At 28.7% G+C, this 26,545-nt stretch carries 30 protein-coding genes; 9 read left to right on the forward strand and 21 right to left on the reverse strand.

Going from position 1 to position 26,545, the window contains the following annotated elements; genetic code table 11:
- Positions 1-8 precede the first annotated feature (8 nt).
- The 9 genes from tpiA to JNUCC81_RS16920 form a co-directional block, all read right to left on the reverse strand.
- Positions 9-752: a triose-phosphate isomerase gene (tpiA, locus tag JNUCC81_RS16880; RefSeq protein ID WP_454094531.1), complete on the reverse strand. Its 744-nt coding sequence runs from the start codon at positions 750-752 to the stop codon at positions 9-11.
- A 168-nt stretch (positions 753-920) separates the two neighbouring features.
- Positions 921-2,120, reverse strand: coding sequence for a phosphoglycerate kinase (locus JNUCC81_RS16885; protein WP_454094532.1), 1,200 nt, complete (start codon positions 2,118-2,120; stop codon positions 921-923).
- A 197-nt stretch (positions 2,121-2,317) separates the two neighbouring features.
- Complete coding sequence (gene gap / locus JNUCC81_RS16890; protein WP_454094533.1) at positions 2,318-3,325, reverse strand: type I glyceraldehyde-3-phosphate dehydrogenase; 1,008 nt, start codon at positions 3,323-3,325, stop codon at positions 2,318-2,320.
- Between the two features lie 71 nt (positions 3,326-3,396).
- Positions 3,397-4,419: a sugar-binding transcriptional regulator gene (locus JNUCC81_RS16895; RefSeq protein ID WP_454094534.1), complete on the reverse strand. Its 1,023-nt coding sequence runs from the start codon at positions 4,417-4,419 to the stop codon at positions 3,397-3,399.
- A gap of 136 nt (positions 4,420-4,555) precedes the next feature.
- A complete protein-coding gene (gene rpoN, locus JNUCC81_RS16900) occupies positions 4,556-5,902 on the reverse strand; it encodes an RNA polymerase factor sigma-54 (protein ID WP_454094535.1) in 1,347 nt (448 codons plus the stop codon).
- A 112-nt stretch (positions 5,903-6,014) separates the two neighbouring features.
- Positions 6,015-6,890, reverse strand: coding sequence for an Hsp33 family molecular chaperone HslO (hslO, locus tag JNUCC81_RS16905; protein WP_454094536.1), 876 nt, complete (start codon positions 6,888-6,890; stop codon positions 6,015-6,017).
- A 23-nt stretch (positions 6,891-6,913) separates the two neighbouring features.
- The gene (locus tag JNUCC81_RS16910) at positions 6,914-7,660 is read right to left on the reverse strand and encodes a class I SAM-dependent DNA methyltransferase (RefSeq protein WP_454094537.1); all 747 of its coding nucleotides are present in this window, start codon (positions 7,658-7,660) and stop codon (positions 6,914-6,916) included.
- A complete protein-coding gene (locus JNUCC81_RS16915; protein ID WP_208333939.1) occupies positions 7,647-7,901 on the reverse strand; it encodes a small, acid-soluble spore protein, alpha/beta type in 255 nt (84 codons plus the stop codon). The genes JNUCC81_RS16910 and JNUCC81_RS16915 overlap by 14 nt, the downstream gene beginning before the upstream one ends.
- A 130-nt stretch (positions 7,902-8,031) precedes the next feature.
- Positions 8,032-9,150: an amidohydrolase gene (locus JNUCC81_RS16920; RefSeq protein WP_454096416.1), complete on the reverse strand. Its 1,119-nt coding sequence runs from the start codon at positions 9,148-9,150 to the stop codon at positions 8,032-8,034.
- 267 nt (positions 9,151-9,417) lie between these two features.
- Here JNUCC81_RS16920 and JNUCC81_RS16925 point away from each other — a divergent pair, with 267 nt between their 5' ends.
- The 4 genes from JNUCC81_RS16925 (at position 9,418) to dapD (ending at position 12,966) form a co-directional block, all read left to right on the forward strand.
- The gene (locus JNUCC81_RS16925) at positions 9,418-10,419 is read left to right on the forward strand and encodes an aspartate-semialdehyde dehydrogenase (protein WP_454094538.1); all 1,002 of its coding nucleotides are present in this window, start codon (positions 9,418-9,420) and stop codon (positions 10,417-10,419) included.
- Positions 10,420-10,584: 165 nt separating this feature from the next.
- Entirely contained in the window at positions 10,585-11,469 is an 885-nt protein-coding gene (gene dapA / locus JNUCC81_RS16930; RefSeq protein WP_208333937.1) for a 4-hydroxy-tetrahydrodipicolinate synthase, read from the forward strand.
- 2 nt (positions 11,470-11,471) lie between these two features.
- On the forward strand, positions 11,472-12,218 hold the full coding sequence (dapB, locus tag JNUCC81_RS16935) for a 4-hydroxy-tetrahydrodipicolinate reductase (protein ID WP_454094539.1): 747 nt from the start codon (positions 11,472-11,474) through the stop codon (positions 12,216-12,218).
- A 31-nt stretch (positions 12,219-12,249) separates the two neighbouring features.
- A complete protein-coding gene (dapD, locus tag JNUCC81_RS16940; protein ID WP_454094540.1) occupies positions 12,250-12,966 on the forward strand; it encodes a 2,3,4,5-tetrahydropyridine-2,6-dicarboxylate N-acetyltransferase in 717 nt (238 codons plus the stop codon).
- A 38-nt stretch (positions 12,967-13,004) separates the two neighbouring features.
- Here the strand turns inward: dapD and JNUCC81_RS16945 are convergent, their stop codons facing one another.
- From JNUCC81_RS16945 to JNUCC81_RS16985, 9 genes are all read right to left on the reverse strand, one after another.
- The gene (locus tag JNUCC81_RS16945) at positions 13,005-13,622 is read right to left on the reverse strand and encodes a DUF4397 domain-containing protein (RefSeq protein ID WP_454094541.1); all 618 of its coding nucleotides are present in this window, start codon (positions 13,620-13,622) and stop codon (positions 13,005-13,007) included.
- A 212-nt stretch (positions 13,623-13,834) separates the two neighbouring features.
- Positions 13,835-14,242, reverse strand: coding sequence for a VOC family protein (locus JNUCC81_RS16950; protein WP_454094542.1), 408 nt, complete (start codon positions 14,240-14,242; stop codon positions 13,835-13,837).
- Positions 14,243-14,437: 195 nt separating this feature from the next.
- Entirely contained in the window at positions 14,438-14,977 is a 540-nt protein-coding gene (gene hpt, locus JNUCC81_RS16955; protein ID WP_454094543.1) for a hypoxanthine phosphoribosyltransferase, read from the reverse strand.
- A gap of 69 nt (positions 14,978-15,046) precedes the next feature.
- Positions 15,047-16,369, reverse strand: coding sequence for an L-cysteine desulfidase family protein (locus tag JNUCC81_RS16960; RefSeq protein ID WP_454094544.1), 1,323 nt, complete (start codon positions 16,367-16,369; stop codon positions 15,047-15,049).
- 329 nt (positions 16,370-16,698) lie between these two features.
- Positions 16,699-18,477 carry a sigma-54 interaction domain-containing protein gene (locus tag JNUCC81_RS16965; RefSeq protein ID WP_454094545.1) on the reverse strand — a complete coding sequence of 593 codons (1,779 nt, stop codon included), beginning with the start codon at positions 18,475-18,477 and terminating at the stop codon, positions 16,699-16,701.
- Positions 18,470-18,610, reverse strand: coding sequence for a hypothetical protein (locus JNUCC81_RS16970; RefSeq protein WP_208333930.1), 141 nt, complete (start codon positions 18,608-18,610; stop codon positions 18,470-18,472). The genes JNUCC81_RS16965 and JNUCC81_RS16970 overlap by 8 nt, the downstream gene beginning before the upstream one ends.
- Before the next feature lie 205 nt (positions 18,611-18,815).
- The gene (locus tag JNUCC81_RS16975; RefSeq protein WP_208333929.1) at positions 18,816-19,385 is read right to left on the reverse strand and encodes a class I SAM-dependent methyltransferase; all 570 of its coding nucleotides are present in this window, start codon (positions 19,383-19,385) and stop codon (positions 18,816-18,818) included.
- Between the two features lie 110 nt (positions 19,386-19,495).
- The gene (locus JNUCC81_RS16980) at positions 19,496-20,131 is read right to left on the reverse strand and encodes a single-stranded DNA-binding protein (protein WP_208333928.1); all 636 of its coding nucleotides are present in this window, start codon (positions 20,129-20,131) and stop codon (positions 19,496-19,498) included.
- 101 nt (positions 20,132-20,232) lie between these two features.
- Entirely contained in the window at positions 20,233-20,997 is a 765-nt protein-coding gene (locus tag JNUCC81_RS16985) for a polysaccharide deacetylase family protein (RefSeq protein WP_208333927.1), read from the reverse strand.
- A 128-nt stretch (positions 20,998-21,125) separates the two neighbouring features.
- Between JNUCC81_RS16985 and JNUCC81_RS16990 the strand changes: the two genes are divergently transcribed.
- The 3 genes from JNUCC81_RS16990 (at position 21,126) to JNUCC81_RS17000 (ending at position 22,316) form a co-directional block, all read left to right on the forward strand.
- A complete protein-coding gene (locus tag JNUCC81_RS16990) occupies positions 21,126-21,287 on the forward strand; it encodes a hypothetical protein (RefSeq protein WP_154658903.1) in 162 nt (53 codons plus the stop codon).
- A 114-nt stretch (positions 21,288-21,401) separates the two neighbouring features.
- On the forward strand, positions 21,402-21,611 hold the full coding sequence (locus JNUCC81_RS16995; protein WP_042276113.1) for an alpha/beta-type small acid-soluble spore protein: 210 nt from the start codon (positions 21,402-21,404) through the stop codon (positions 21,609-21,611).
- A 168-nt stretch (positions 21,612-21,779) separates the two neighbouring features.
- Positions 21,780-22,316 (forward strand): DUF4364 family protein, encoded by a 537-nt coding sequence (locus JNUCC81_RS17000; RefSeq protein ID WP_454094546.1) that lies wholly within the window; start codon positions 21,780-21,782, stop codon positions 22,314-22,316.
- Positions 22,317-22,318: 2 nt separating this feature from the next.
- Here JNUCC81_RS17000 and JNUCC81_RS17005 read toward each other — a convergent pair whose 3' ends face one another.
- A complete protein-coding gene (locus JNUCC81_RS17005) occupies positions 22,319-23,185 on the reverse strand; it encodes a YncE family protein (protein ID WP_454094547.1) in 867 nt (288 codons plus the stop codon).
- A 145-nt stretch (positions 23,186-23,330) separates the two neighbouring features.
- On the opposite strand from JNUCC81_RS17005, the gene JNUCC81_RS17010 reads away from it, so the two are divergent.
- Both JNUCC81_RS17010 and JNUCC81_RS17015 read left to right on the forward strand, forming a co-directional pair.
- Positions 23,331-23,579 carry a TIGR03905 family TSCPD domain-containing protein gene (locus JNUCC81_RS17010; RefSeq protein ID WP_208333924.1) on the forward strand — a complete coding sequence of 83 codons (249 nt, stop codon included), beginning with the start codon at positions 23,331-23,333 and terminating at the stop codon, positions 23,577-23,579.
- Between the two features lie 111 nt (positions 23,580-23,690).
- Entirely contained in the window at positions 23,691-24,110 is a 420-nt protein-coding gene (locus tag JNUCC81_RS17015) for an RrF2 family transcriptional regulator (RefSeq protein ID WP_454094548.1), read from the forward strand.
- A gap of 25 nt (positions 24,111-24,135) precedes the next feature.
- Here JNUCC81_RS17015 and JNUCC81_RS17020 read toward each other — a convergent pair whose 3' ends face one another.
- Together JNUCC81_RS17020 and JNUCC81_RS17025 are read right to left on the reverse strand one after the other, a co-directional pair.
- Positions 24,136-25,431, reverse strand: coding sequence for a bifunctional folylpolyglutamate synthase/dihydrofolate synthase (locus JNUCC81_RS17020; protein ID WP_454094549.1), 1,296 nt, complete (start codon positions 25,429-25,431; stop codon positions 24,136-24,138).
- Positions 25,432-25,579: 148 nt separating this feature from the next.
- Positions 25,580-26,452: a DUF4300 family protein gene (locus JNUCC81_RS17025; protein WP_454094550.1), complete on the reverse strand. Its 873-nt coding sequence runs from the start codon at positions 26,450-26,452 to the stop codon at positions 25,580-25,582.
- Between the last annotated feature and the right edge of the window lie 93 nt (positions 26,453-26,545).

The raw sequence follows: 26,545 nt of genomic DNA on the forward strand, positions 1-26,545 counted from the left end.
GTCACTCCTTAGAAATTAACAAGCTCTGTATAGTCGCTAGGTGCTAAAGACGCTCCACCAACTAAAGCTCCATCTATATCACTTTGGTTCATTATTTCAGTTACATTTGAAGGCTTAACGCTTCCTCCGTATTGAATTCTAACTTCATTAGCTAATTCTCCGTAAAGGTTAGCTACAACTTCTCTTATGTAAGCTATAACATCGTTAGCATCTTCAGCTGTTGCAGTTTTTCCAGTTCCTATAGCCCATATTGGTTCATAAGCTATAACAACTTTTACTAAATCTTCTTTAGTTACATTTTCTAAAGCTTTTTCTATTTGAACTTTACAAACTGACTTAGTTTCACCATTTTCTCTTTGCTCTAAAGTTTCACCACAGCATAATATTGGATCTATTCCATGTTCTAATGCTTTTAAAACTTTTTTGTTTACTGTTTCATCAGTTTCATTGAAGTATTGTCTTCTTTCAGAATGTCCTATAACTACATAGTCTATTCCTATTTCTTTTAACATAGCTGGTGATACTTCACCTGTGAAAGCTCCACTTTCTTCAAAGTGCATGTTTTGAGCACCTATTTTTATGTTGCTTCCTTTAGTAGCTTCTTTTAAATCTTTTAAAGCTAAAAAAGGTGCACATATTACAGCTTCTACTTTATCATTATTTACTTTATCTTTAACTTCATTCACAAATTCTACAGCCTCAGCTATAGTTTTGTTCATTTTCCAGTTTCCTGCTATTATTGGTTTTCTCATTTTATTATTCCTCCCACTTGGAATTAAATCTTTGAGAAATCTTAATATTAAGATTTCTCATGATTTAACTTATATTTTATAGGTAGTTTTACTAAAAGTAAAACTTAAACTGTGGACATATTTATATAAACATCTAGCATATTTAATACTTTATGATTTTTATCAAATTTATTTGTTATCTAATGCTACTATTCCTGGTAACTCTTTACCTTCTAAGAATTCAAGTGATGCTCCACCACCAGTTGATACGTGAGTCATCTTATCTCCAAATCCTAATTGGTTAACAGCTGCAGCACTATCTCCTCCACCTATTACAGTAGTAGCCTCTGTTAAAGCTGCCATAGCTTTAGCAACAGCTAATGTACCTTTGTTGAAGTTTTCAAATTCGAATACTCCCATTGGTCCATTCCATACTATTGTTTTAGAATCGTTTACTGTATTTACATATAATTCTATTGTCTTAGGTCCTATATCAAGTCCCATGTGACCAGTTGGTATATCAGCTCCTTCAGTTATAACTGGAGTTACATCAGCAAACTTGTCAGCAACAGCATTGTCTATTGGTAATAAGAATTTAACACCTTTAGCTTCTGCTTTAGCCATCATTTCTTTAGCGTATTCTACTCTATCTTCTTCAACTAATGAAGTTCCTATTTCGTGTCCTAAAGCCTTTAAGAATGTATAAGACATTCCTCCACCTATTATTATGTTGTCTACTTTTTCTAATAACTGCTCTATAACAGCTATCTTATCAGAAACTTTAGCTCCACCTAATATTGCAGTGAAAGGTCTTACTGGGTTTGCAACAGCTTCTCCTAAGAACTTTAATTCTTTTTGTATTAAATATCCGCAAGCTCTTTCATTTAAGAATTCTCCAGCACCTACTGTAGAACAGTGAGCTCTATGAGCAGTCCCGAATGCATCATTTACAAATACTTCAGCTAAAGATGCTAATTCTTTAGAGAAGTTTTCTTCATTTTTAGTTTCTTCTTTTCTGTATCTAGTGTTTTGTAATAATACTACATCACCATTTTCCATCTTTTCTACAGCCGTTTTCGCATTTTCCCCCACAACATTATCATCCGCAGCAAATACTACTTCCTTATCTAACATCTCCGATAGCCTTTTAGCAACTGGCGCTAAAGATAATTCTGGTTTAGCTTCCCCTTTTGGCTTTCCTAAGTGAGAACATAATATAACCTTTGCTCCATTATCTATTAAGTATTTTATAGTAGGTAGTGCCCCATTTAATCTGTTTTCATCAGTTATTACACCATCTTTTAATGGCACATTGAAGTCACATCTTACTAAAACCTTTTTCCCGTTCACATTTATATATTCTATTGTTTTTTTGTTAAGCATTGACATAATTATATCTCCTCTCAAAAGCAAATTAATTTCTAATTTAGCATATCACATTTTTGCTATTTTTCACACTTTATGTAATATATTTTTACCAAAAGTATACTCTATTTATTTTAAACAGTGTACTTTATTTAAATATTCTGTTTAAAAAATCCGAGTTATGCAGTAATAAACTACATATCCTCGGACTTTATATTAAATTACTTAGCTAAACCAGCGAAGTATCCTAATGTTCTTATTAATTGAGCAGTGTAAGACATTTCATTGTCATACCAAGAAGTAACTTTAACTAATTGTTCTCCGTTTACTTCCATAACTCTTGTTTGAGTAGCATCGAATAATGATCCGAAGTCTATTCCTACTATATCAGAAGATACTAATGGTTCTTCAGTGTATCCGAATGATTCATTAGATGCAGCTTTCATTGCAGCATTTATTTCTTCTACAGTTACTTTCTTTCCTAATGTACAAACTAATTCAGTTAAAGAACCAGTTACAACAGGTACTCTTTGAGCTCCACCGTCTAATTTACCTTTTAATGCAGGTATAACTAAACCTATAGCTTTTGCAGCTCCTGTAGTGTTAGGAACTATGTTAGAAGCAGCAGCTCTAGCTCTTCTTAAGTCTCCTTTAGCATGAGGTCCATCTAATGTATTTTGGTCATTAGTGTAAGCATGTATAGTAGTCATGAATCCTTTTTGTAATTCAAATTTATCGTTTAATACTTTAGCCATTGGTGCTAAGCAGTTAGTTGTACAAGATGCTCCTGATATAACTGTTTCTGATCCATCTAATACATCATTGTTTACGTTGAATACTACAGTTTTTAAATCCCCTGTTGCAGGTGCTGATATAACAACTTTCTTAGCTCCAGCTTCTAAGTGAAGTCCAGCTTTCTCTTGAGAAGTGAAGAATCCTGTACACTCTAATACTATATCAACATTTAACTGCGCCCATGGTAAATCAGCTGGGTTTCTTTCAGCAGTAACTTTTATTTCTTGTCCGTTAACTACGAAAGCACCTTCTTTAACTTCTATTTCACCATTGAATCTTCCTTGAGCAGTATCATATTTGAATAAGTGAGCTAAAGTTTTAGCATCTGTTAAGTCGTTTATTGCAACAACCTCAAACTTATCTGTTTGCTCCATTAATTTTCTTAAAGCTAATCTTCCTATTCTTCCAAATCCATTTATCGCAACTTTAACCATTTTGCTACCTCCCTATAAAGTAAAAATGTGTTTATATTATGACTAGCGATGCTAGTTAATCAACCTTTTAATTATATTAGTTCTAATATTTTGTTAGCGCTTTCTTCATCTGTTATAAGCACTATATTTTTGTTTATATTTGCCATAGCTATTAAAGCTTCTGCTTTTCTAGTTCCTGCAAATACGGCAATGTTTTCTTTAACATTTTTAAATGTTTCTAAGTTAATACCAACTGTATTTAACTTATATACTATTTCACCTTTTTTGTTAAAGTAGTGACCAAAAGCTTCACCTACTGCACCTTTTGATACTATTTCTTCAACTTGCCCTTTTGGTAATTTTCTTCTTGTTGCCATTTCATCTGCTCTACCAATTCCAAAAACTAATACATCTGTCTTCTCTATAATATCTAATGTCTTTTTAATTTGTGGCTCTTGAGTAAGTGTTTTCATAGCTTCTTCACCTAGCTCATCTGGTATATGTAATAATTTATACTCAGAGTTCAGTTTTTTACTAACCATTGCTACTATGTTGTTTGACTGAATATCAACGTCTGTACCCATACTCCCCCTTGCAGGAACTGCTACTACGTCGTTGTATTTTTTATCAGTCTTTATACTACTTGCAAACTCTAACATAGTACTTCCACCAGTTATAGAAACTATATCTCCATCTTTTAGTACATCTATGAAGTACTCGGCTCCAGATCTAGCTACATCTCTTAGTAATGTTTCATTACTATCATAACTTCCAGGTACTAATACTACCTTTTTTATACCAAGTTTATCTCTCACTCTATCTTGAAGTGTAGATAATCCCATGATATCGTTCATAATTTCTTTAAGCTCATCTAAAAGGTCTGAACCTTCTCTTGTAATAGTCATTCCAGATACTGCTACATCTATAAGACTTTGTTCTTTTAGAAATTCAGTTTCTGATCTTACTATTCTCTCACTAATTCCAGTTACATTCGATAAGGTTCTTCTCCCTATAGGCTCACTTATTGAAATCTGCCTTAGTATAGAGTATCTTCTTTCCATAAGCTCTATTACTTGTGGAATCAACTTTTGTTGAATTTTTAGTAAATTTTTCATATTGTGCTCCTTTGTTAAACATCTTGGGACTTTTTTTGTCCCTTGTATTTATTTCAGTCCCACAAGATAACTTTATTTTAAAGGAATTGGAAAGATATTTCAATAGTTTTTACGATATTTTTATATTTTTTTATTTTTAAAATTTCTTTCTTTTACTTGATGATAATATTCCTAGCTCTTCTCTATACTTTGCAATCGTTCTCCTAGCCACACTTAATCCTTTGTCTTTTAATAGCTTTGATATTTGGTCATCACTTAAAGGTTTCTTTTTATTTTCGCCCTTTATTGTCTCCTGTATTATCTTTTTTATACTAGTACTAGATATTACTCCATCATAATTTGTTTCTAATGAACTACTAAAGAAATATTTGAATTCAAATAATCCAAAAGGTGTTAACATATATTTTCCATTTACACCTCTACTTATTGTAGATTCATGAAAATTCAAAGTGTTAGCGATATCTTTCATCTTCATAGGTTTTATGTATTTAATTCCTTTTCTAAAAAAATCTTCTTGTGATTTAACTATTTCTTCTGCAATTTTTAATACAGTATTTTTTCTACCTTCTATATTTTTAATTAACCCTGTTGCAGAATTTAATTTTTCCTTTATAAAATCTTTTGCACTTTTATCATATTGTGCATTTTTCAATACTTCTTTATAAAAGTTGTTTATTTTTATTCTACAAGCATCATTACTATTTGTATAAACAATAAATTCATCATCTATTTTTTCTACTATTACATCAGGTTGTACGTATATACTTTTTTCTATAGATAAAGACCCAGCTGGTCTAGGGTCTAATGCCTTTATTATGTTTATCATATCAATACATCTTTTTAGAGATATATTATATTTTTTACTTATCTCTTTATACTTATTGCTTGCCACTAAATCTAAATCCTTATTAACTATTTCCTCTAGTGTCTTATTATGTAGTCCTAAGTTATTCATTTGTATTGTCAGACACTCTGATAAATTTCTAGCTCCAACACCGCTTGGTTCTAGTTGCCAAATTTTTTCTAAACAACTATTAAATAATTTTTTATCTATATTTAATAGATCAATAATTTCACCTTCATCAATTCTTAAATATCCATCTTTATCTAAGCTATCTATAATATACTCACATATATTCATTTCTTCCTTATTCAACTTATATAAGCTTATTTGAAGCTTAAGATGTTCATATATATTTGATGAGTCTTTTATCATATTTTCTAAATTTATATCATTATCCGGATTATAATTTAATTCATTTTTACTTATATGAGTTGATTTTTCAATATTTGCTATGTATTCTTCCCAATTTACTTCACTGCTTATCTCTACTTCTAATAATGGATTTTCCTCTGCTTCTTTTAAAATTATATCTTCTACTTCTAACTTACTCATATTTAATATGTTTAAGGATTGCTTAAGCGCAGTTGTCATTATTAATTTTTGAGACTGAGTTAGGTCTAAACTTTGATTAAAATTCATCTTATTTCACCTCATACTTCCCACTAATATACAAAAACCCTCTTATACAATTATATTTTATCATTTAAAATATAACTTGTCTAAAAGGGTTTATGTACTGATATTTATTATATTACATCTCTTTTAATATTTCTAAAAGATCTTCTTCACTATAGTGGTATTTTGAGTTACAGAATTGGCATCCTATCTCAGCTTTTTTATCTTCTTCTATTATAGAAGCTAATTCCTTTTTACCTATTGCTATTAAAACTTTTTGAACTCTTTCTTTTGAACATTCACATTCAAATCCAACTTCATATTTACCTAATATATTAGGCTCTAATCCATCTAAAACTATATTTAATATGTCTTCTGGAGTCTTACCTTCTTGCATCATATTAGTTATAGATGTTAATTTAGATACATTTTCTTCTAACTTGCATATATTTTCTTCTGTTGCATCTGGCATTAATTGAACTATAAATCCACCAGCATGTTCTACTTCATCTTCTTTAGTTAAAACTCCTAATGCTACTACTGATGGAGTTTGTTCTGATAGTGCAAAGTAATGAGTAAAATCTTCTGCTATTTCTCCACTTACTAATGGATATGCTCCATTATATGGCTCTCTAAGACCTAAATCTTTAGTAACTTTAACAACACCATCTGTTCCTACAGCTGCTGCAACATTTAACTTTCCATTTTCATAATCAGGCACTTCTACATATGGATTCTCTACGTATCCTTTTACTATACCTTTTGAGTTAGATGTAGCAAGTATTGTTCCTATAGGTCCTCCACCCTTTATTATAACTGTTAATTTATCGTTATCATTTTTCATCATTAAGCCCATCATAGATGTAGCTGTTAATGTTCTACCAAAAGCTGCAGTTGCAACCTTAGTAGTTTCATGTAATTTTCTTGCCTCTTCTACCATATTAGTAGTAGTTGCTACGAAAGCTCTAATTTGTCCTTGTCCTGCTGTTGCTCTTATTACGTAATCTTTCATTGTATTCCTCCAATAACTTTACTCTATTTTTTGCATACGAAGAATATTCTTTCATCTTCTCCACTTGGACTTTTAAAAGTGAAGTCTGCATATGTTTTTATATGCTCAAAACCTGCTTCTTTAAGTAAATCTATTATTTCGTCTTCTGTATAAGCTCTTTGTTGATGTATTTCTTCAAATCTTTCAAATTTTCCATCTTCACCTTTAATAAAGAATGATAATTCCATTTCTACTAAATTTTCTTCTTCATCAAAATAATTTTGCCACATATAAGCTATATCTTCTCTATTTTCACCATACATATTGTTTCCTAGTATAGTAGATAATTTGTAAAATGAGCTTATATCAAATATGAATAAACCGTCCTTTTTTAGTAGTTCATAAGATTTTTTAAATACATGTTCTAAATCATCATCATAAGTTATATAATTAAATCCATCACATGCACATAAAATACAGTCTAGATTTGGTATATCAAAATCTAATTCTGCCAAATCTTGTTGTAGTAAAACTAATTCTACACCTTCTTTTTCTGCTTTTTCCCTAGCAACACTAAGCATTTCTTCTGATATATCAATAGCTGCTATATCATAGTTTTTCTTAGTTAAAGGTATAGTCATATTCCCTGTACCACATGCTAATTCTAATATATTTTGAACTTTAACATTTTCACTTTTTATTATGTCTTCTATATATTTAACCCATCCATCATAATCAACTTCATTCATAAGTTCATCATAAACGAATGCAAAATTTTTATACTGTTCCATCGTCCTTATTTGCTTCCTCCATCATCTTCTTCTTTTGTTTTTTTCGTGATGTAAGCATTCCACCTATTTTTCCAGCTTCCTTAGCTGTAAGCCCTGCCCAGCCTTGTTCGCTAACCTTGTCCATAAGGCCAAGTTCTGATGCTATCTCATATTTCATTATATCATTATCTGTCAATATTCTTTTCTTTTTACTATTTGATTGACTTTTTTTACCTGGTTTATTTAATAATTCATTATTCATAAAAAACACCCCTTTTTATTTATATTTGTATTTTTGTCATATAAAGAAAAATTATACAAATATTTAAGGGGTATATTTAAGTAACAGATAATATTATTAAGTCGTTATTAATATAAAATGAAATAATTTTTTATTCTAATACATTTTTATATCTTAATAATTGAATGTATGAATTTAATCCATTTAATAAAACTTCTTCGTTAAAATTAAAGTTTAGGTTATGAAGTCCATTTATAAATCCTTTTTCTTCATCTCTTGATCCAAGCATAAAGAATAATCCTGGAACTTCCCTTTGATAATAAGAGAAATCTTCAGATATCATCATTGGGTCTAATCTTATTACTTTTTCTTCTCCTAGGGCATCTACAAATTCTTCATATAAATGTTTATTATTGTTTACAGAAGGATAATCATCTTTTATATGAAGATTTATTTTACAATTATAAGACTTCTCCATACCTTGGCATATTTCTCTCATTCTAGTTTTCATACTATCATAAACTTTCGGGTCAAAAGTTCTAAGAGTCCCTTCTAATCTTATATTTTCTGCGATTATATTTCTTCTACTTCCTCCATTTATTTTACCGACAGTAAGTACAGCATTATCTAATGGACTTACATTTCTAGAAACTATACTTTGTAATATATTTACAAGATTTGAAGCTATCAAAATTCCATCTATACCATTTTGAGGCATAGCCCCATGTCCACTTTTAGATATTATATCAATATCAAAATCCCCCGCCTGTGCCATAAAATATCCTGGAGCAAGACCTATATACCCTTCTTTTAACTCCGGATATATATGAAGTCCATATATTTCATCTATTTTATATTTATCTATTATACCTTCATTTATTAAATCTTCTGCTCCTCCTGGACCTTCTTCTGCTGGTTGAAATATAAATACTACATTATCATTTAAGTTTTCTAAATTATTATTTATAAATTCAACCAATCCTAATAATATACTAGTATGTCCATCATGGCCACATAAGTGCTTAACACCTTCTTCTGTAACAAGACCATCTATATCAGCTCTAAAAGCTATTGTTTTCTTTCCTATTTTTCCTTTTAAAATACCTAATGTTGCTGTTTTTAAATACGTATCATATTTAACATTAATACTATCTAAATAATCTCTTATATACTTTGCTGTTTTAAATTCTTTTCTACCTACCTCTGCTATATTATGAAGTGTTTTTCTATGATTATAAATATTTTCTTGTAAGCTTTTAGTATCTTTTATCATATACAATCCCCCTATAAATTTATCCCATATTTATATATGTTCTTGCATAAATTTTAAATACATATATTTTAAATTTTCTCTATTTTATATAAAAGGTATCCTTTTAAAGTAAATAGAATATACATAAAATTAAAGACTATTTTATATAAATCTACTTAGCTTCATCTTAAATAAATGTGTCTTATAATAACAATTTGGCACTATATTTTAAACAATTAAAGTTTTAAATAATTTAATTGAATTTTATTAATTGGGGTGATTTTAATGAAAAAGGTAAATGTGGCTTTAGTTGGAGCAACTGGTATGGTTGGGAGAACCTTTTTAAAGGTATTACAAGAAAGACAATTCCCTATTGAGAATTTATATTTATTTTCGTCTGCAAAATCTGCAGGTTCTCATGTCACTTTTAATGGAAAAGATTCTATAGTTGAAGAACTAAAAGAAGATGTGTTTAATAATAGAGATATACAAATTGCATTATTTTCAGCTGGAGGAGAAATTAGTAAAAAATATGCTCCTATAGCAGCATCTAATGGTATTATAGTAGTAGATAACTCTAGTTACTGGAGAATGGATCCAAATGTACCTTTAGTTGTTCCAGAAGTTAATCCTGAGGCTGTAAAAAATCATAATGGAATAATTGCAAATCCTAATTGTTCTACTATACAAGCAATGGTTCCACTTAAGCCTCTTCATGATAAATATAAATTAAAAAGAATTGTTTACTCTACATACCAGGCGGTTTCTGGTTCTGGTGTTAAAGGAGTTAAAGACCTAGAAGGTGGAGTTTTAGGAGAGCCTAATAATTTCTATCCACATCCAATAGCATTTAACTGCTTACCTCATATAGATGATTTTACTGAAAATGGTTATACAAAAGAAGAAATGAAAATGATTAATGAAACTATGAAAATATTTAATGATTATGAACTAAAAGTTACTGCTACTACAGTAAGGGTTCCAGTTAAAAATTGTCATAGTGAATCTATAAACATTGAATTTGAAGAAGCATTTGATTTATCTCACCTTGTAGATGCTCTTGAATCTATGCCTGGTATTGTAGTTGTTGATGAGCCTTTAAACAATGAATACCCTACTGCTATAGATTGTACTGGAAAAGATGAAGTCTATGTTGGAAGAATAAGAAGAGATTTTAGTGTTGATAACGGAATTAACCTATGGGTTGTAGCTGATAACATTAGAAAAGGTGCTGCTACTAATGCAGTACAAATAGCTGAATTATTATTATCTTATAACCTAGTTTAATTTCTTAATTATATAAACTAACTATAATATTAAATTTTTTAATTGAAGGAAATTATAATTTCCAACTGCTAAGCTTGAAATAATTCGCCAACACGTTGCTCAAGCAACAGACGTAATCGTTGGCAAAATAAGCAAAGCGAATTTTATATAAAAGGAGAATTATATATGATATTTAAGGGATCTGCAGTCGCTTTAGTTACACCTTTCAATGATAATGGTGTTGATTTTGAAAAATTAGGTAAATTAGTAGAGTATCACATAGAAAATCATACTGATGCATTGGTTATTTGCGGAACTACTGGTGAAGCTACAACTATGAGTGATGATGAACAATTAGCTGTTATAAAATATGTAGTAGATAAGGTTCAAAAAAGAATACCTGTTATAGCAGGTACTGGATCTAATAATACTGCTCACTCAATTTATTTAAGTCAAAAAGCTGAAAAATTAGGTGCTGATGCATTATTAATAATCACTCCTTATTATAATAAGGCTAATCAAAGAGGCCTTAAGCTTCATTTTGAAGAAATAGCTAAAAGTGTTAATTTACCAATAATACTTTACAATGTTCCTGGAAGAACATCTATGAACATAAAACCTAGTCTTGTAGCTGAACTTGCTAAAATAGATAATATAGTAGCAGTTAAAGAAGCTAGTGGAGATCTTGCTCAAGTAGCTGAAATTGCTAGATTAGTTCCTGATGATTTCGCTATATATTCAGGTAATGATGATTCTATAGTTCAATTACTATCTGTTGGTGGAAGCGGAGTTATATCTGTTCTTGCTAATGTTTGTCCTAGGGAAACTCATGATTTAGTTCAAAAATTCTTAGACGGAGATATAGAAGGTTCTAGAAAATTACAGCTTGATATGAAACCTTTAATAGATGCTTTATTTATTGAAGTAAATCCAATACCAGTAAAAACAGCAATGAATTTACTAGGATTTGAAGTTGGAAATTTAAGATTACCTTTAGCAGAAATGGATGAAAAAAATCTTCAAGTATTAAAACAAGAATTAATTAATAGAGGATTAAAGGTGGTAGATTAATTATGCTAAAAGTTATAGTAAATGGTTGCCTTGGTAAAATGGGATGTGTGTTAACAAAATGTATTCAAGAAGATAGTGAATTGGAATTAGTTTGTGGAGTATCTAAAGATTTACCAAGTAATCCGACCTTTAAAATGTATTCTAAAATGGTTGATATAGAGGAAAAAGCTGATGTGATTATAGATTTTTCTCATCATGAGGCACTAAATGATGTGTTATCATTTGCACTACAAAATAAAACACCTTTAGTAATAGCTACTACAGGGTATAACGATGATGAATTAAGAAAAATAAAAATAGCATCAAAAAGTATACCAATTTTCCACTCTTCTAATATGTCCTTAGGAGTTAATGTTATTTTAAAATTGGTAAGAGAAGCTTCAAAAGTTTTAAATGGTTTTGATATTGAGGTAATAGAAAAACACCATAATAAGAAGGTTGATGCTCCAAGCGGTACAGCTGTTATGATCGCTAACGCTGTAAAGGATGTTTTACCTAGTGTTGAATACAATTATGGTAGATATGGGCGTTCTGCAAAAAGAAGTGAAAATGAAATTGGTATACATGCTATTAGGGGTGGAACGATTGTCGGTGAACACGATGTAATTTTTGCAGGACATGATGAAGTTGTTCAAATTTCTCATAGTGCTCAGTCTAAAGATATTTTTGCTAAAGGTTCTATAACTGCTGCTAAATATCTAGTTAATCAAGATTGCGGTTATTATAATATGGACGATATGCTAAATTAGATTTTAATTAATATACTAAGGGGGATATCTAATGATAAATTTAAACGATGCTTATGAAATTGCTAATTTTATTAAACAGTCTAAAAAGGCTACACCTGTAAAGGTGTACGTAAATTGTAATAATATTATACTTAAATCAACTGATAGCTTTAAGGTTTTTGGTTCTAATAATTCATATATTTTAATAGGAGATTATGAAGAAATATCAAAAACGCTTAAAGATAATAGTGATAATATAATTGATACTCATATTGAATTTGATAGAAGAAACTCAGCTATACCTATGTATAACTACTTACATGAGCATGCAAGAATAGAACCTGGTGCGATTATTAGAGACATGGTTACTATCGGAAAGAATGCTGTTATTATGATGGGTGCTGTTATTAATATAGGTGCTGTTGTTGGAGAAAATTCTATGATAGATATGAATGCTGTTATTGGAGCCAGGGGTATAGTTGGTAAAAATGTTCATTTAGGTGCGGGTGCTGTAATCGCCGGAGTATTAGAACCACCATCAGCTTCTCCTGCAATAATAGAAGATGATGTATTAGTTGGAGCTAATGCTGTAATACTTGAAGGTGTAAAGGTAGGAAAAGGAGCTGTTGTAGCTGCTGGAGCTATTGTAACTCATGACGTAGCTCAAGGGTGTGTAGTTGCTGGTTCTCCTGCAAAAGTTATTAAAATGAAAGATGAAAAAACATCTGATAAGACTAAAACTATGGATGGACTTAGAGATTTAGATTAATAAAAAAGCTTAGTTACTTATAGTAACTAAGCTTTTTTTTATTCTGATATTGAAGGTGCTATAAAAGTTGCACCGTCTAAAGATTGAAACACTTGTACGTTAGGTAGATTTCCTAATGCATAAAATGTATATATTCTATCTGGATTTATAGTTTTTTGATTACTTCTTAAAATTCTTCCACTGGCTACAGCTTCTATATCTAATCTATAGTCTCCAGCTAATATCTCTACATAGTCACTAATATCTCTAAATTCAATATCCTTAAATAAAACTTCTCCATCTATTAATATATCTACTTCTGGTGCGTTCGGTGATAAATGAACTACTCTTATTTTAGAGTATCCTATTTGAGCTCTTTCTTTGTCTTCTTTTATACTAACTACTTGTAAATCATCAATATTTCCTGATACTGCAATAGTTACTAGTTCTCCATTCCTTACTTCAATATTTTCTGTTAACATTGGATTTTCTGTTGTATCAACAGCATATACTTTCATCTCATACGTTCCCTCAGGAACATATACATACGGACTAAATTGAGTAAATCTTATAGATTTAAAAAATAAAGTGTCATTTATATATATATCTACTGCATCACTATTCGGAACTGCGTGCAAAGCCCTAATTAATGAATATTCTTCTTCAAAATTTCTCACTATTATCCCCTCCTAAAATTTAAATTTACCCTCTACTATAATAGTATTGCTATCCATATAGTTTTGACACTAAAATTCCCTTCGCTCATGTCGCCAACGATATAACTTTGTATTCATTCAGTTACATCCGTTGCTTGAAATTCCCTTCGCTCAAATCCATTGCCCAAATAATATCTTTCTATATAAAAAAGCAGACTTATTAGTCTGCCTTCTTAGTTTATATCTGTATCTCTTATTTCTATTTCAGTTCCTTCAGGAGCCTTTATTTTAAATAAACTCTCACCTTCAACTTTATACACAACTTCTCCATTTTTCAATTTAAAATTATTATATCCTAAGTGTATAATTCTTTTATATTCTTCTTCTACATTATCCACTAAAAATGCCATATGCACAGGTCCTTCATTTAATGAACTCCATTTATTAAACTTATCCCCAGATTTCGGTGTTTGTAGCTCTATCATAAAGTCACCTAGACGTATCCAGGTATTATAATCTCTACTATGGAAGTTTGGTGTTTCACTTACTACCTCAAAACCTAGTATTTTTGTGTAAAAATCTAAAGATTCTTTGTAATTTTCAGTTTGAATGCATATATGATGTACCATTTTTATCCCCATGTTGTTACCTCCTATAATATTTTTTTATCTGAGTTATCCACTTTTTGTAAATTTTTATAGTTAATATGTGCATAAGATTCACTACACTTCATATCGACAACGAATATAGATTCGTATTCACTCAGTTATATTCGTTACTTAAAATTCAATTTATTTGTAATATAAAAAGTTGCTCCATTAGAGCAACTTTTTATATTATCTATCTTCGTTTGTTACATTAAATACATATGGTATATTTCTGTAGTAATCTCCAAAGTTTAATCCATATCCAACAACGAATTTATCTTCTATTTCAAATCCACAGTAGTCAGGAACTAATTCTACTTTTCTTCTGCTTGGCTTATCTAATAACACACAGCATTTTAAGCTTGCTGGATTTTTAGACTTTAAGTGGCTCATAACAAAGTCCATTGTAAGAGCTGTATCTGTTATATCATCTACAACTAATACGTGGCATCCTTCTATTTCTGAACCTATATCTGATACTAATTTTACTCTACCTGAACTTTCTTCTCCGTGTCCGTAACTTGAAGTAGTCATAAATTCAATCTTAACTGGTACAGTTATGTTTCTTACTAAATCTGCACAGAATATGAAGCTTCCCTTTAATAAAGATATAACTATAAGTTTTTCACCTTTATATTCTTCTGATATTTGAGAACCTAATTCTTTTAGCCTATTTGCTATCTGTTCCTGCGAACATAGGACTTCCCATTTTTTAGTTTCTATATCCATAGTATAATCCTCCACTATATATAATGATACTTTCCATTTTATCGAAGATTATCTTCTTTTGCAACAAAATTAGTCAACCTTGTTCATATCATCCATTACATTTATTATAACCTCATCTGTAGTAGTCATTCCCTTATCTGATACTTTTCCTAAATTTTGTATACTTTCTTCTACCGTATTACCAACTATACCTGTTAATGGAGGTACTATACAGTCTTGAGTTGCTATTATAGCATTTTGTATAGCTGCTGATGCTGCTGATGCTAATTTTAAAGAACACCCTGATTTCGCTCCATCACATATCATTCCACTTAAGCTTGCTACTATATTTTCCATAGCACCTTCTATTTGTTTTGTACTTCCATCCATTAACCAAGATATACCTGCTGTCGCCCCAGTTGATGCTGCAACACCACATCCGCACACTGCTGATAGTCTTCCTGTAAAGTTTTTAACATAAGCTGTTACTAAATGAGATATTGCTAATGATTTAGCTAATCTTTCATCACTTTGTGGGAATCTTTTATTGTATGCAACTATAGGAAGTATTGCTGTTATACCATGATTTCCACTACCATTTGAACTCATAACTGGTAATTTTACTCCGTTCATTCTAGCATCTGCCGCTGCTGCTGTTATCATCATTGTATTATTCATTAAGTCATCACCTAATAAACCTTTTTCAATAGACTTTTTCATTCCGTATCCAACGCCAATACCTATCTTATTTTCTAATCCACAATTAGCTATTTCTTCATTCATAGTTATTCCTTCTAATAAGAATTCTATATCTTTAAATTCCATATCTTCAACATTTGCTATTAATTCTTTTATAGTTATTGTATCTAATATATTTTCTGTAGCTACTTCAGTTGTAGAAGCAATTTCGTCTAATCCTTCTTGTGCTAATAGAACTTTTCCATTAGCTTCTAAGTATACAAAATTATCATGCTTAGTTCTTATGATTACCTTTGAAGTATTATTCTTTCCTTCTAAATTAACTTCTATATATACTTTTTCTTTTGTATCTGCTGGAGATACTGATATTGGCGTATTGTCCATATAGCTTTCAGCTAATTTAACCTCTTCGTTAGTTATACCTTCTAATACTCTTAACCCATCCTCTGAATGACCACCTATAAATCCAAGTGCAACCGATATTTTAAGTCCTACTCTCTCTGTTCCCGGTATACCAACACATAAACCATTTTTATAAACATTAGGGCTTACTAATACTCTATGCTTAACTATTTCTTCTCCTAATAATTCTTTAGCTTTTGCACAAGCTAGTGCTACTGCAACAGGCTCAGTACATCCCATAGCTGGTTTTACCTCTTCAACTAATATATTAATTAATCTTCCTTTTATATCCATAGCTTTTGTATCCATCATAATAAATCCCTCCAAAATAATAATATTATGACTTATAATTATAGCAATAAGCGTGCCAACTTTTATTCAAATTATTTTTTATATATTTTGGGAATGATTAAAATTATTTTTTATATTTAAATTTTTATTATTAAGTATTATATAAACATTGAAATTTAAACATATTTTTTAAATTAAATAATATATAAATTATTTTATAAAACTATGTAGAATTTTTTAATTTTTTTATATAATAATAGATTATTCACTTTTTATAAATTGAGTATATCATTATATAGTTTCACTTTTCTCAAAAATAATATAAAAAAATCTCAAAATGAGATTTAGTATCATTTTGAGACTATTTTATACTTTTCTAGTTTTCTATATAAAGTTGCCCTTGATATACCTAAGGCCTTTGCTGCTAAATCTTTATCTTTTTTATAATCCTTATATTTATCTAATGCCTTTATAATTTCTCTTCTTTCCAATTCTTCTAGATTAATTATTCCTTCTTTAATTATTATATCTTCATTTTTATCTATTTTTTTCATTCTATTTGGCATTGTATCTAATGTAATTACAGATGATGAAGACATATTTACACTATATTCTATAATATTTTGAAGCTCTCTTATATTGCCTGGCCATTTATAATTAATCATTAAGTTTATAACACTTTTATCTATATCGACTACATTTTTATTAAGTTTGATAGCGTATTCTTTCATCATAAAATTAGCTAATAAAGGAATATCTTCTCTACGCTCTCTCAGGCTTGGTAATGATATTGGAATTACATTTAATCTATAATATAAATCCTCTCTAAATGTTCCCTTATTGACCATCTTCTCTAAGTCTTTATTAGTTGCTGCTACAATTCTTACATCTATGAACACATTTGATTTCGCACCTATTTTATTAAGCTCCTTTTCTTGCAACACCCTAAGTAGTTTTGCTTGCAAATGCAAACTCATGTCTCCTATTTCATCTAAGAATATAGTTCCCTTATGAGCAAGCTCAAACTTACCTAATTTACCTCCTCTTTTAGCTCCAGTAAATGCACCTTCTTCATATCCAAATAATTCACTTTCAAGTAGATTATCTGGTATAGCTGCACAGTTTACCGCTACAAAAGGATTTTCATTCCTATTACTATGATTGTGTATAGCCCTTGCGAATAACTCTTTGCCTGTCCCACTTTCTCCTGTAATAAGAACTGTAGATGTTGATTTTGATGCAATAAGAGCTTCTTTTTTTGTACTATTTATAATATCACTTTCTCCTATTATATTATCTAGGGTTATTATATAATCTTTATTTATTTTGTTATAGTTTTTTATAGCATCTCTTTTATCTATAAAATCTATAACATATCCTTTAAGTTCGTTTTTTAAAATTATTTTGTTTGCATTGTATATTCCTTTTAAAGTATAATCTCCACTTTCATAATTAAAACTACAAGATTTATCTTTCTTAAAATTATTCATTGACTGTCTATCAATAAATTTTAGTATATCTGATATATCTTTATTTTTTATACTTCCTTTTAAGTTAAATATCTTCATAAACTTTGAATTATATTTATCTATTTTTCCATCTACATTAATAGATACTATAGCTTTATCCATACTGTCTATTAATGTTTCTAATCTTTTCTTTTCCAACTCTAATTCATAAGTTTTGATTTGAGCTTTTAATTTATTAGAAATCAAATCAGCCATTTTACCTAAAAAATTCATAAGATTATCTTTATTGTCTTTTATAATATTTGCTTGATCTTCTGTGAAGGCTATAAGACCTATTACACCATATGATTTTTCTTCACATATTATAGGGCAACACACCTCTGCAAACTCCTTACATCCTATATTACTGTCACATTCTTTGCAAATATCATTGCAGCTTGGATCATCAATTAATATATCAATTTGTTCAGTTAGTGATTTTTTAAATGCAGAGTATCCATATACTTTTTTACCTACTTTATCTATATATATTCCTGTACCTGCAATCCTTACTAAATTTTGATCTACTATAGTTACATCTATACCTAAAACAGCCACAATAGCCTCTGCTATGTTTTGAATATCATCTTTAATATATTCTAAGCTTATCATCTTAATCATTCCTTAATTTCTTAATATTAATTATTTCTTTTATATCTTTTAATATTAAATATATCTTATTTAGTGTTAACTGAATCGATATAAGTACTACAAATAACATTACAATAATAATTAAAGCATAATTTATGTTCATTTTTCCTCTCCTATAATAAAATTCGATACTCTTGAGCTACGTGTAGGCGAAACATTTTAAGCTATTGCTTTGGTGCTACACTTCATGTAATCAACATATTGCTCAAGTTTACAGTTTGAATTTATAAATTCATCATCATATTGAATAAAGACTAGGGATAACCTAGTCTTTATTTTTATTATCTATATATTTTATTTTACATTATCTACTTTCTTTTTCCTATATAAATATATCTTTCATTTTGAACTTCTTTAAGAGTACCTTCAAAGTTTAAGCTTGAGAACATATTGATTATATCTTGAGGGTAATGATATGTTATATTTTCACCACATAACTTACGCTTTAAATGCTTTAACTTGACTTTTAAATTTTTTAGATTTAAATCTTCTAATATAAGTTCTCCATTATTCTTTAAAACTCTATTTATTTCTTTTGAAGCTTTACTACAATTATTAGTATTATTAAAGTGATCTAATATTATAACTTTATCAAAATATTTATCTTCAAACGGTAGTAGTTCTAAACAACCTTTTACAACGCTACAGTTTTCATTGTGTATTAAAGAGTAACATACATCCTCATATGCACTATTTTCTAGTATCGTTACATACACACCTAACATTCTTAATCTTTTTCCTAAATTGCCTATTTCTCCAACAAGTAATATATTGTTTCCTATATTATACTTGATAGTATCTAAAAAACATGTTACATCATCAGAAGTATCAATCAAATCAGCATTAGGCTCGTAATCATGATATAATACGCTTTTCACAGTGTTCCCCCTCTTTTATTTTATACATTTATATAAATCATCATAGAATAGATTATAATCAATCCGAGGGAACTATTCAATAGGTAAATTTCAATGTTTTTTATGAAACCCTATTCATTGTTATTTTCACTAGTTTTCTTTATTTTAGATATAGAAACTTCATATGCAACTTTCTTAAGAACATCTCCATCATCAGTCTTCTTTTCGTACTCTCTACTTTGTACTCTTCCCCACATTTGTATTCTATCCCCTACTTTTAAACTCTTAGCAAACTTGGCATTTCTTCCCCATACTATTGATGGTATATAGTCTGATTTATTATATGGCCTATTTATAGCAACTAATAAATCAGTTATTTCTCTTCCTAATGGAGTTTTTCTATATATTGGATTTTTGCATATGTATCCATCTAAGAATATACTATTGGGGTCTTTATTTTCTTCATCACAGACTTTTATATCTCTAACAAATATAGTAAGAACTAATCTGTTTTTATTATCAATATTTTTATTATAAGATCTTAATTGGCCTACTACCTTAACAGATTTATTATTTTCAAAATCTATTTCCTCTAATAATCTTTCTGATACAGTTATCGGAAGTACATCATATGAATCACTAAGTCTATTTATTTTTATTTTAGTATTATAGAATTTTTCACCAAATATCTCATGACTAAATTCTAAATTTTCTTCTAATTCTCCCCTTAGGTTTACTACATTAGTATCGTCTTTAACAGTTATCATTTTTTTCTCCCCCCACAATTGTTAATTCTTATGTTTTATCTTTTTTATATAATAAATATATTGATTAAGTTTATTTTTTATTACAGTTTCTTAATATCTATTTAATCTTTAATTTTTTGTACTCCGTTGCTATCTATCGTATAATTGTCCTTATGTATTAGTTCTGACACTGGAACTATTTCATATCCATCTTTTTGAAGGTTACTTATTATTGAATCTAAGTAATCTTCTACATTACTTATGTTTGCATGGAATAATACTATTGATCCTGGTTGTGAGCCTCTAGCTACTCTTTCTATTACATGATTTGGTCCTATTTCTTTCCAGTCCATAGAATCCACATCCCATTTAACAACTTTATATCCTAAGGATTTGCATACTTCTAAAGTTTTATTATCTACATCCCCAAAAGGCGGTCTATATAACGTAGTTTTATCCCCTGTTATTTTTTCAATTTTACTTGATGTTACTTCTAGTTCTTGTACTATTGCCTTTTCTGATAACTCTTTTGTATTTGCATGAGTATTTGAGTGATTTCCTAATTCATGTCCTTTTTTATGTATTTTAGCAACAAGTTCTTCATTATCATCTATCCAACTTCCAACTAAAAAGAATGTAGATTTTATGTTGTATTTATCTAATATATTTAGAATTTCATCTATATTATCAGATCCCCATGCAACATCAAAACTTAAAGCTATTTTCTTCTCTTGTGTATCAACCTTATATATAGGCATATTTGCATTTTCTTGCTTGTAGCAAAAATATCTTATTCCATAAACTAAAGCAAATAATAATATTAATGTTAGCATTAGAAAAAAAATACTAGATATTAATGACTTAGTCTTTTTTAATCTGCTGTTCATGCTACACCTCCTTATAATAATTTATCCTATACTTAAAATTTATTTTTTTAATTTCAAAAAATTACTACTAAAATAAATTTGTTATTTGGAGAAACTAAATTTAATCATATTAAAAGGTGGTGATTTTGGTGGCAACTTTAAATAATATACCTAAAAATGTAAATGGAGAAAGAGAAAGTATTCACGATAATTCAGTATTTAAAAATAACGTTCATCCAAGAGAAATTCACAGTACTGTAAACGGTATAAGAAAAGATAAGAAAATAAAAATGAATAGAAAAGAATCTTAAAAAAATATTTTTTTTAAAAAAATAGTATATAAAATCATATTCGTGGGCAAATTAGTATTAACAACGAAAGAGTATAATTCGTTGTCAAACATCAACTTAAGGAGGAATTTTACTATGTCAAGTTCAAACAACAACAAAACTGTAGTTCCTGCAGCTAAAGCTGCTTTAAACCAAATGAAATTAGAAATAGCTAATGAAATAGGTTTAGCTAACTATGATACTGTTGATAAAGGTAACTTAACAGCTAGACAAAACGGATATGTTGGTGGTTATATGACTAAGAAATTAGTTGAAATGGCTGAACAACAAATGGCTGGGAAGTAGATTAAAATTCTGACACCTGGGTAAAAAAAGGGCTACCATTTTGGTAGCCTTTTTATTTACAAAATTATTCAAATTATACTCAAATATAATATTAAATAAATTGTGCTTTTATTTTTATATATTTTAGTTTAATATATTATATAGAAATAGTTTACGGAGGATGATATTATGTTTGAAAACTCATCTGAAGAATTAGCTTCTCATAAGCTATTAATTTTATATATTTTAAATAAAATTAATATGGATTTAACTAATTCTCAAATAACACAAGTTGTATTAGAAACAGAAATGATGAATTATTTCTCTCTTCAACAATTTCTATCTCAACTTATGGAATCCAAATTTTTAACTACATACAAAGACTCTGCTAGAGAATATTACTCTCTTACTCAAAAAGGGCTTGAGATACTAGAATATTTCTTATCTAGAATCCCAGAAGATGTGACAAAAAAAATAGATGAGTATATTAATAATAATAAAGAAAGTTTATTATCTGATACTCAAGTAAAGTCAAGTTTTGTTAAACAAAGTGATCATGAATTTATTGTTAATTTAAGAGTTATAGAAAATCAATCTAATTTAATAGATTTAAACTTAAATGTTTCTTCAGAAAAGCAAGCCAATTTAATTTGCAATAACTGGAAGAAAAATGCTTCTTACATGTATGCAGAAGTAATCGAATTACTTATACGTGATAATAATTAAGCCTACAAGCATAATATGGTTGTAGGCTCTTTTCCTACTTTTACCTCTTTTAATAAACTATTATCTAAAGTACTATATATTTTTATAGAATTTCTCTGAGTGTCCGAAACAAATAATAATTCTTCATTTTTAGATATTTCTAATCCTTGGGGATTTCCATTTACTTCGATAGATTCTAGATATTTTCCCGTTTCATATTCTAAAATCCTTATACTTTTATATCCCAAGTCTGCTATATATACTCTGTTTTTACTATAATTAAAGCATATTTGCACAGGTAATAAAAATTCCTCTATTATTTTTTTCACTTTCATATCAGTTCCGTCTAATATTACTAATTTTCCGTCTAAAGTTGATGTATATATTTCATTTTTTTCTGTATCTATTTTTATATGCCACGCTTTAAATTCTGTATCTATTTTTTTATCTATGCACTTGTTTGTTGTATCTATACAAACTATAGAATTTATACAGGGTACATATAACCTATTATCTTCATGGTCAAAATCAAATCCATGTGGCATCTCATCTACACTTATTATACCAATAGGATTTAAGCTATCTTGTTCTATTATATATATACTATTTGAATCTTCATTAGACACGAACAGTTCACCATTACATAATGCAACTTGACTTAAACTACCACCTATAGATATGTTATCTATAATCTTATTAGTCATTAAGTCTAGGACATACAAAACTCCATCATTAGAACTTGGTATATAGATTAACGATTTTTCTTTATCTATACAAAAATGATGGGGGTAAATTCTTTCTTCTAGTTCTATATCTTCTTCTAAATTAAACGTCTCGTAATTAAGCACACTGATACTCTTTGATAGATAGTTCGAAATATATACTTTCAAATAACATCCTCCTCCCTATAATAAATATCATATGATACTATATTAAATAGAATGCTTGTACTATGCATATCTTTTACATATTGCAATATTATCCACATCTTGGTATCATTAGTTGAAAATATTATTATGTATAGGAGTTTATGGGATGAAAATAACTTTTAAACCAAGCGGTGTATGCTGCAGAGAAATGTCATTTGATGTAGATGACAACAACAAAATAACAGACATTGAGTTTGTAGGCGGATGTCCAGGAAACATGATAGGAATAAAACACTTAGTAATCGGACAAGATGCTCATGAGGTTGCAAATAAATTAGAAAATATACCTTGTGGATCAAAAGCTACATCATGTCCAGACCAGTTATCTAAAGCTATACGTGATGCTTTAAAATAAAAAAATTGTGGCTATAGGGCCACATTTTTTATTTTATATCTATATTTTTTATGTATATATGTATAATATTAATGTAGAGTTGTATACAAAACATTAGTACTGGAGGATTTTATGAATCTATCAAAATTTACCGACTACGGTTTTAGAATACTAATTCACTTAGGAAATAATCCAGATAAACACTTTACTGTGGATGAATTATCTTCAGTTCTTAATTTATCATCACATCATGTGAAAAAAATTGTTTATAAGTTAGTTAAATGTGGATATATTTCATCCTCTAAAGGAAGAAATGGTGGCATAAAATTAGGAATAGATCCTAGTCGTATAAATTTAGGTGATTTACTTGAAGTTACAGAAGATAATTTAAATATTGTCGAATGCTTTTCTTTAGAAAATAATTCTTGTAATATAAGTAATTCTTGTAAACTAAAGCCTATAATAAATAATGCACTAGTATCTTTTAAGTCTGTTTTTTATAAATATACATTAGAAGATATTTTAGACAAAAAAGTATCTAGGATGTCCTAGATACTTTTTTGTCTATTAAAGTGAATTACTTATTATTTACTATAGTTCTAACCGCACCTATCATATATAAAGAACCTGCACTTATTATTACATCATCTTCATTTGAATTTTCTAATGCATAATTGACAGCATCTTCTATTTCTTTTTTCTCAACAACATTAGCTACATATTTAGATATCTTTTCTTTTAGTAATTCAGAACTAATAGCTCTTGGATTATCTGGAGTAGTTACTATAGCTTTATCGAATCTCGGCATAAGTATTTCTAAAACTCCATCTATATCCTTGTCTTCTAACATACCTATTAACATAGTTAGATTTTTACCTTTAAAGTTTTTATCTATTGCCTTTGCTAAAGATTTAGCTCCATCTTCATTATGAGCTCCATCTATTATAAATATTGGCATTTCTTTTATTTTTTCTATTCTACCTGGCCATTTAGTATTTATAAGACCTTTTCTTATATTTTCTTCACTTATCTCTAGTCCTTTAGTATCAACTAAGTACTTTATAACACTTAAAGCAAGTATTGAGTTATTTACTTGATGATCTCCTATTAATTTTATTTCTAAATCTTCATATCTTTCTCCCATTATAGTAGCATTATAAACTTGAGAGTATATATCTGATTTTTTTATATCTATATCATCAAATTTTACTTCTATGTAATTGGCATTTTTATCTTTACAAATTTCCTTTATTACATCCTTTGCTTCATTACTTTGATCATAAACTATGGCTGTCCCATTTTCTTTTATTATTCCACCTTTTTCATAAGCTATCTTTGGGATAGTATCTCCAAGTATATTTACATGATCTAAGCTTATCGAACATATTACACTTACTTCTGATCCTTTTATTATATTCGTAGCATCATATCTACCACCAAGACCAACTTCAAGAGCCACAAAATCAACTTCTTGCTCACAGTAATAATAAAATGCCATAGTAGTAACTATTTCAAATTCAGTAGGATATGAGTATCCTTCAGACACCATTTGCTCTATTTTTTCTCTTATTAAAGTAACTATTCTTGCTACATCTTCTTTAGGTATATTTTCTCCATTTACTCTTATTCTTTCTGTAAAAGTTTCTAAAAAAGGAGATGTATAAAGTCCTACTTTATATCCTGATTCCTTTAATATGCTCGTTATAAATGAACATGTTGAACCCTTACCATTAGTTCCTGCAACATGTATTATTTTTACTTTATCTTGAGGATTTCCTAAAAGTTCCAAAAGCCTACTCATATTATCTAATCCTAGCCTGATTCCAAACTTATGAGTTTCTTCTATATATTTTAATGATTCTTGATAGTTCATTTATTATCCCCCTTAGTCAAATTATCATTGGTTTATTCTTACTATTTTATTATAGTATATTTTATTCGCAATAAAAACTATATTAGGTCAATACTTAAAATATCATTTAAGTATAAAAAGTCACTCAAAATAGAGTGACTTTTTATACTTATTTCATTAATTCATTATTTTCCATAATTATTGGCTTTGATGACCCATCACCAGATGTATTATTATCCAATCTATCCATTAAGTAAGCTTTTAACTCTGCTTTATCCTTAAATTTAGAAACTTGATAAGGTAAAGATGGTCCATATTTTTCAATAAATAATAATCCATCTTTAGTTTTTATTAAAATACCTGCATGTCCTACAAATACCTCATTATCCTCTGGTGCATGTAAGAACACATTTATCATTGACACAGTTTCATTTTTTACAAATGATATCTTTCTTTTTTCCCATTCTTTTATAATTGCTTGTGTATGTTTTTCTACATCTTTTGAATTTTCTACTGGAATAGATACATATAAGTTAATAAATTTATCAACATCTTCTTTAGTAAATCTACTTATAGGGTTATTATCTATAGCATCTATATCAAACATTAAATTTCTATCATCACCTTTAAACTTTTCTCCTGAATTAACATATTTTTTAAATATTGAAAATGCTGTTAATCTACAGTTAAAATCCATGTAATTTAATTTTTTCATATCCCATTTTTCACCTAAGTATCCTTCATCATAAGGTACTTGTTGAGTTTTTATAGATGTGAATCCATCTTTTGATGTTTTTAATTTATTTATATCTGATTTATTATTATAGTCTTGTACAATCTTAATAAAATAGTTTGCTTGCTTTTCCTCTATTTTATTTTCTATTAATATATTTTTAATTTCATTTTGAGTTTTATCATCTATTAAATTAGAGTATGTAAGTTTTGAACCTTCTATTTTATCAGTCTTACCTATATTATTATTTGCGCATCCTGTAACTAATAATACTGCCGATAACATCACTGGTATAATATGTTTTATCATATACATTAACCTCCATAATAAAATTTATATTCTAATATACTTATTTCAAATAACTTGTCGACTTTTGTAGTATAAACTATTTTTGATAAACCT

This window comes from Faecalimicrobium sp. JNUCC 81 (assembly GCF_053667625.1).

Bases quoted from the DNA above. Each gene is read 5' to 3' on its own strand.
- tpiA (WP_454094531.1), bottom strand. From the start codon at position 752: ATGAGAAAACCAATAATAGCAGGAAACTGGAAAATGAACAAAACTATA.
- JNUCC81_RS16885 (WP_454094532.1), bottom strand. From the start codon at position 2,120: ATGTCAATGCTTAACAAAAAAACAATAGAATATATAAATGTGAACGGG.
- gap (WP_454094533.1), bottom strand. From the start codon at position 3,325: ATGGTTAAAGTTGCGATAAATGGATTTGGAAGAATAGGAAGATTAGCT.
- JNUCC81_RS16895 (WP_454094534.1), bottom strand. From the start codon at position 4,419: ATGAAAAATTTACTAAAAATTCAACAAAAGTTGATTCCACAAGTAATA.
- rpoN (WP_454094535.1), bottom strand. From the start codon at position 5,902: ATGAATTTTAATCAAAGTTTAGACCTAACTCAGTCTCAAAAATTAATA.
- hslO (WP_454094536.1), bottom strand. From the start codon at position 6,890: ATGAAAGATTACGTAATAAGAGCAACAGCAGGACAAGGACAAATTAGA.
- JNUCC81_RS16910 (WP_454094537.1), bottom strand. From the start codon at position 7,660: ATGGAACAGTATAAAAATTTTGCATTCGTTTATGATGAACTTATGAAT.
- JNUCC81_RS16915 (WP_208333939.1), bottom strand. From the start codon at position 7,901: ATGAATAATGAATTATTAAATAAACCAGGTAAAAAAAGTCAATCAAAT.
- JNUCC81_RS16925 (WP_454094538.1), top strand. From the start codon at position 9,418: ATGAAAAAGGTAAATGTGGCTTTAGTTGGAGCAACTGGTATGGTTGGG.
- dapA (WP_208333937.1), top strand. From the start codon at position 10,585: ATGATATTTAAGGGATCTGCAGTCGCTTTAGTTACACCTTTCAATGAT.
- dapB (WP_454094539.1), top strand. From the start codon at position 11,472: ATGCTAAAAGTTATAGTAAATGGTTGCCTTGGTAAAATGGGATGTGTG.
- dapD (WP_454094540.1), top strand. From the start codon at position 12,250: ATGATAAATTTAAACGATGCTTATGAAATTGCTAATTTTATTAAACAG.
- JNUCC81_RS16950 (WP_454094542.1), bottom strand. From the start codon at position 14,242: ATGGGGATAAAAATGGTACATCATATATGCATTCAAACTGAAAATTAC.
- hpt (WP_454094543.1), bottom strand. From the start codon at position 14,977: ATGGATATAGAAACTAAAAAATGGGAAGTCCTATGTTCGCAGGAACAG.
- JNUCC81_RS16960 (WP_454094544.1), bottom strand. From the start codon at position 16,369: ATGATGGATACAAAAGCTATGGATATAAAAGGAAGATTAATTAATATA.
- JNUCC81_RS16965 (WP_454094545.1), bottom strand. From the start codon at position 18,477: ATGATTAAGATGATAAGCTTAGAATATATTAAAGATGATATTCAAAAC.
- JNUCC81_RS16970 (WP_208333930.1), bottom strand. From the start codon at position 18,610: ATGAACATAAATTATGCTTTAATTATTATTGTAATGTTATTTGTAGTA.
- JNUCC81_RS16980 (WP_208333928.1), bottom strand. From the start codon at position 20,131: ATGATAACTGTTAAAGACGATACTAATGTAGTAAACCTAAGGGGAGAA.
- JNUCC81_RS16985 (WP_208333927.1), bottom strand. From the start codon at position 20,997: ATGAACAGCAGATTAAAAAAGACTAAGTCATTAATATCTAGTATTTTT.
- JNUCC81_RS16995 (WP_042276113.1), top strand. From the start codon at position 21,402: ATGTCAAGTTCAAACAACAACAAAACTGTAGTTCCTGCAGCTAAAGCT.
- JNUCC81_RS17000 (WP_454094546.1), top strand. From the start codon at position 21,780: ATGTTTGAAAACTCATCTGAAGAATTAGCTTCTCATAAGCTATTAATT.
- JNUCC81_RS17010 (WP_208333924.1), top strand. From the start codon at position 23,331: ATGAAAATAACTTTTAAACCAAGCGGTGTATGCTGCAGAGAAATGTCA.
- JNUCC81_RS17015 (WP_454094548.1), top strand. From the start codon at position 23,691: ATGAATCTATCAAAATTTACCGACTACGGTTTTAGAATACTAATTCAC.
- JNUCC81_RS17020 (WP_454094549.1), bottom strand. From the start codon at position 25,431: ATGAACTATCAAGAATCATTAAAATATATAGAAGAAACTCATAAGTTT.
- JNUCC81_RS17025 (WP_454094550.1), bottom strand. From the start codon at position 26,452: ATGATAAAACATATTATACCAGTGATGTTATCGGCAGTATTATTAGTT.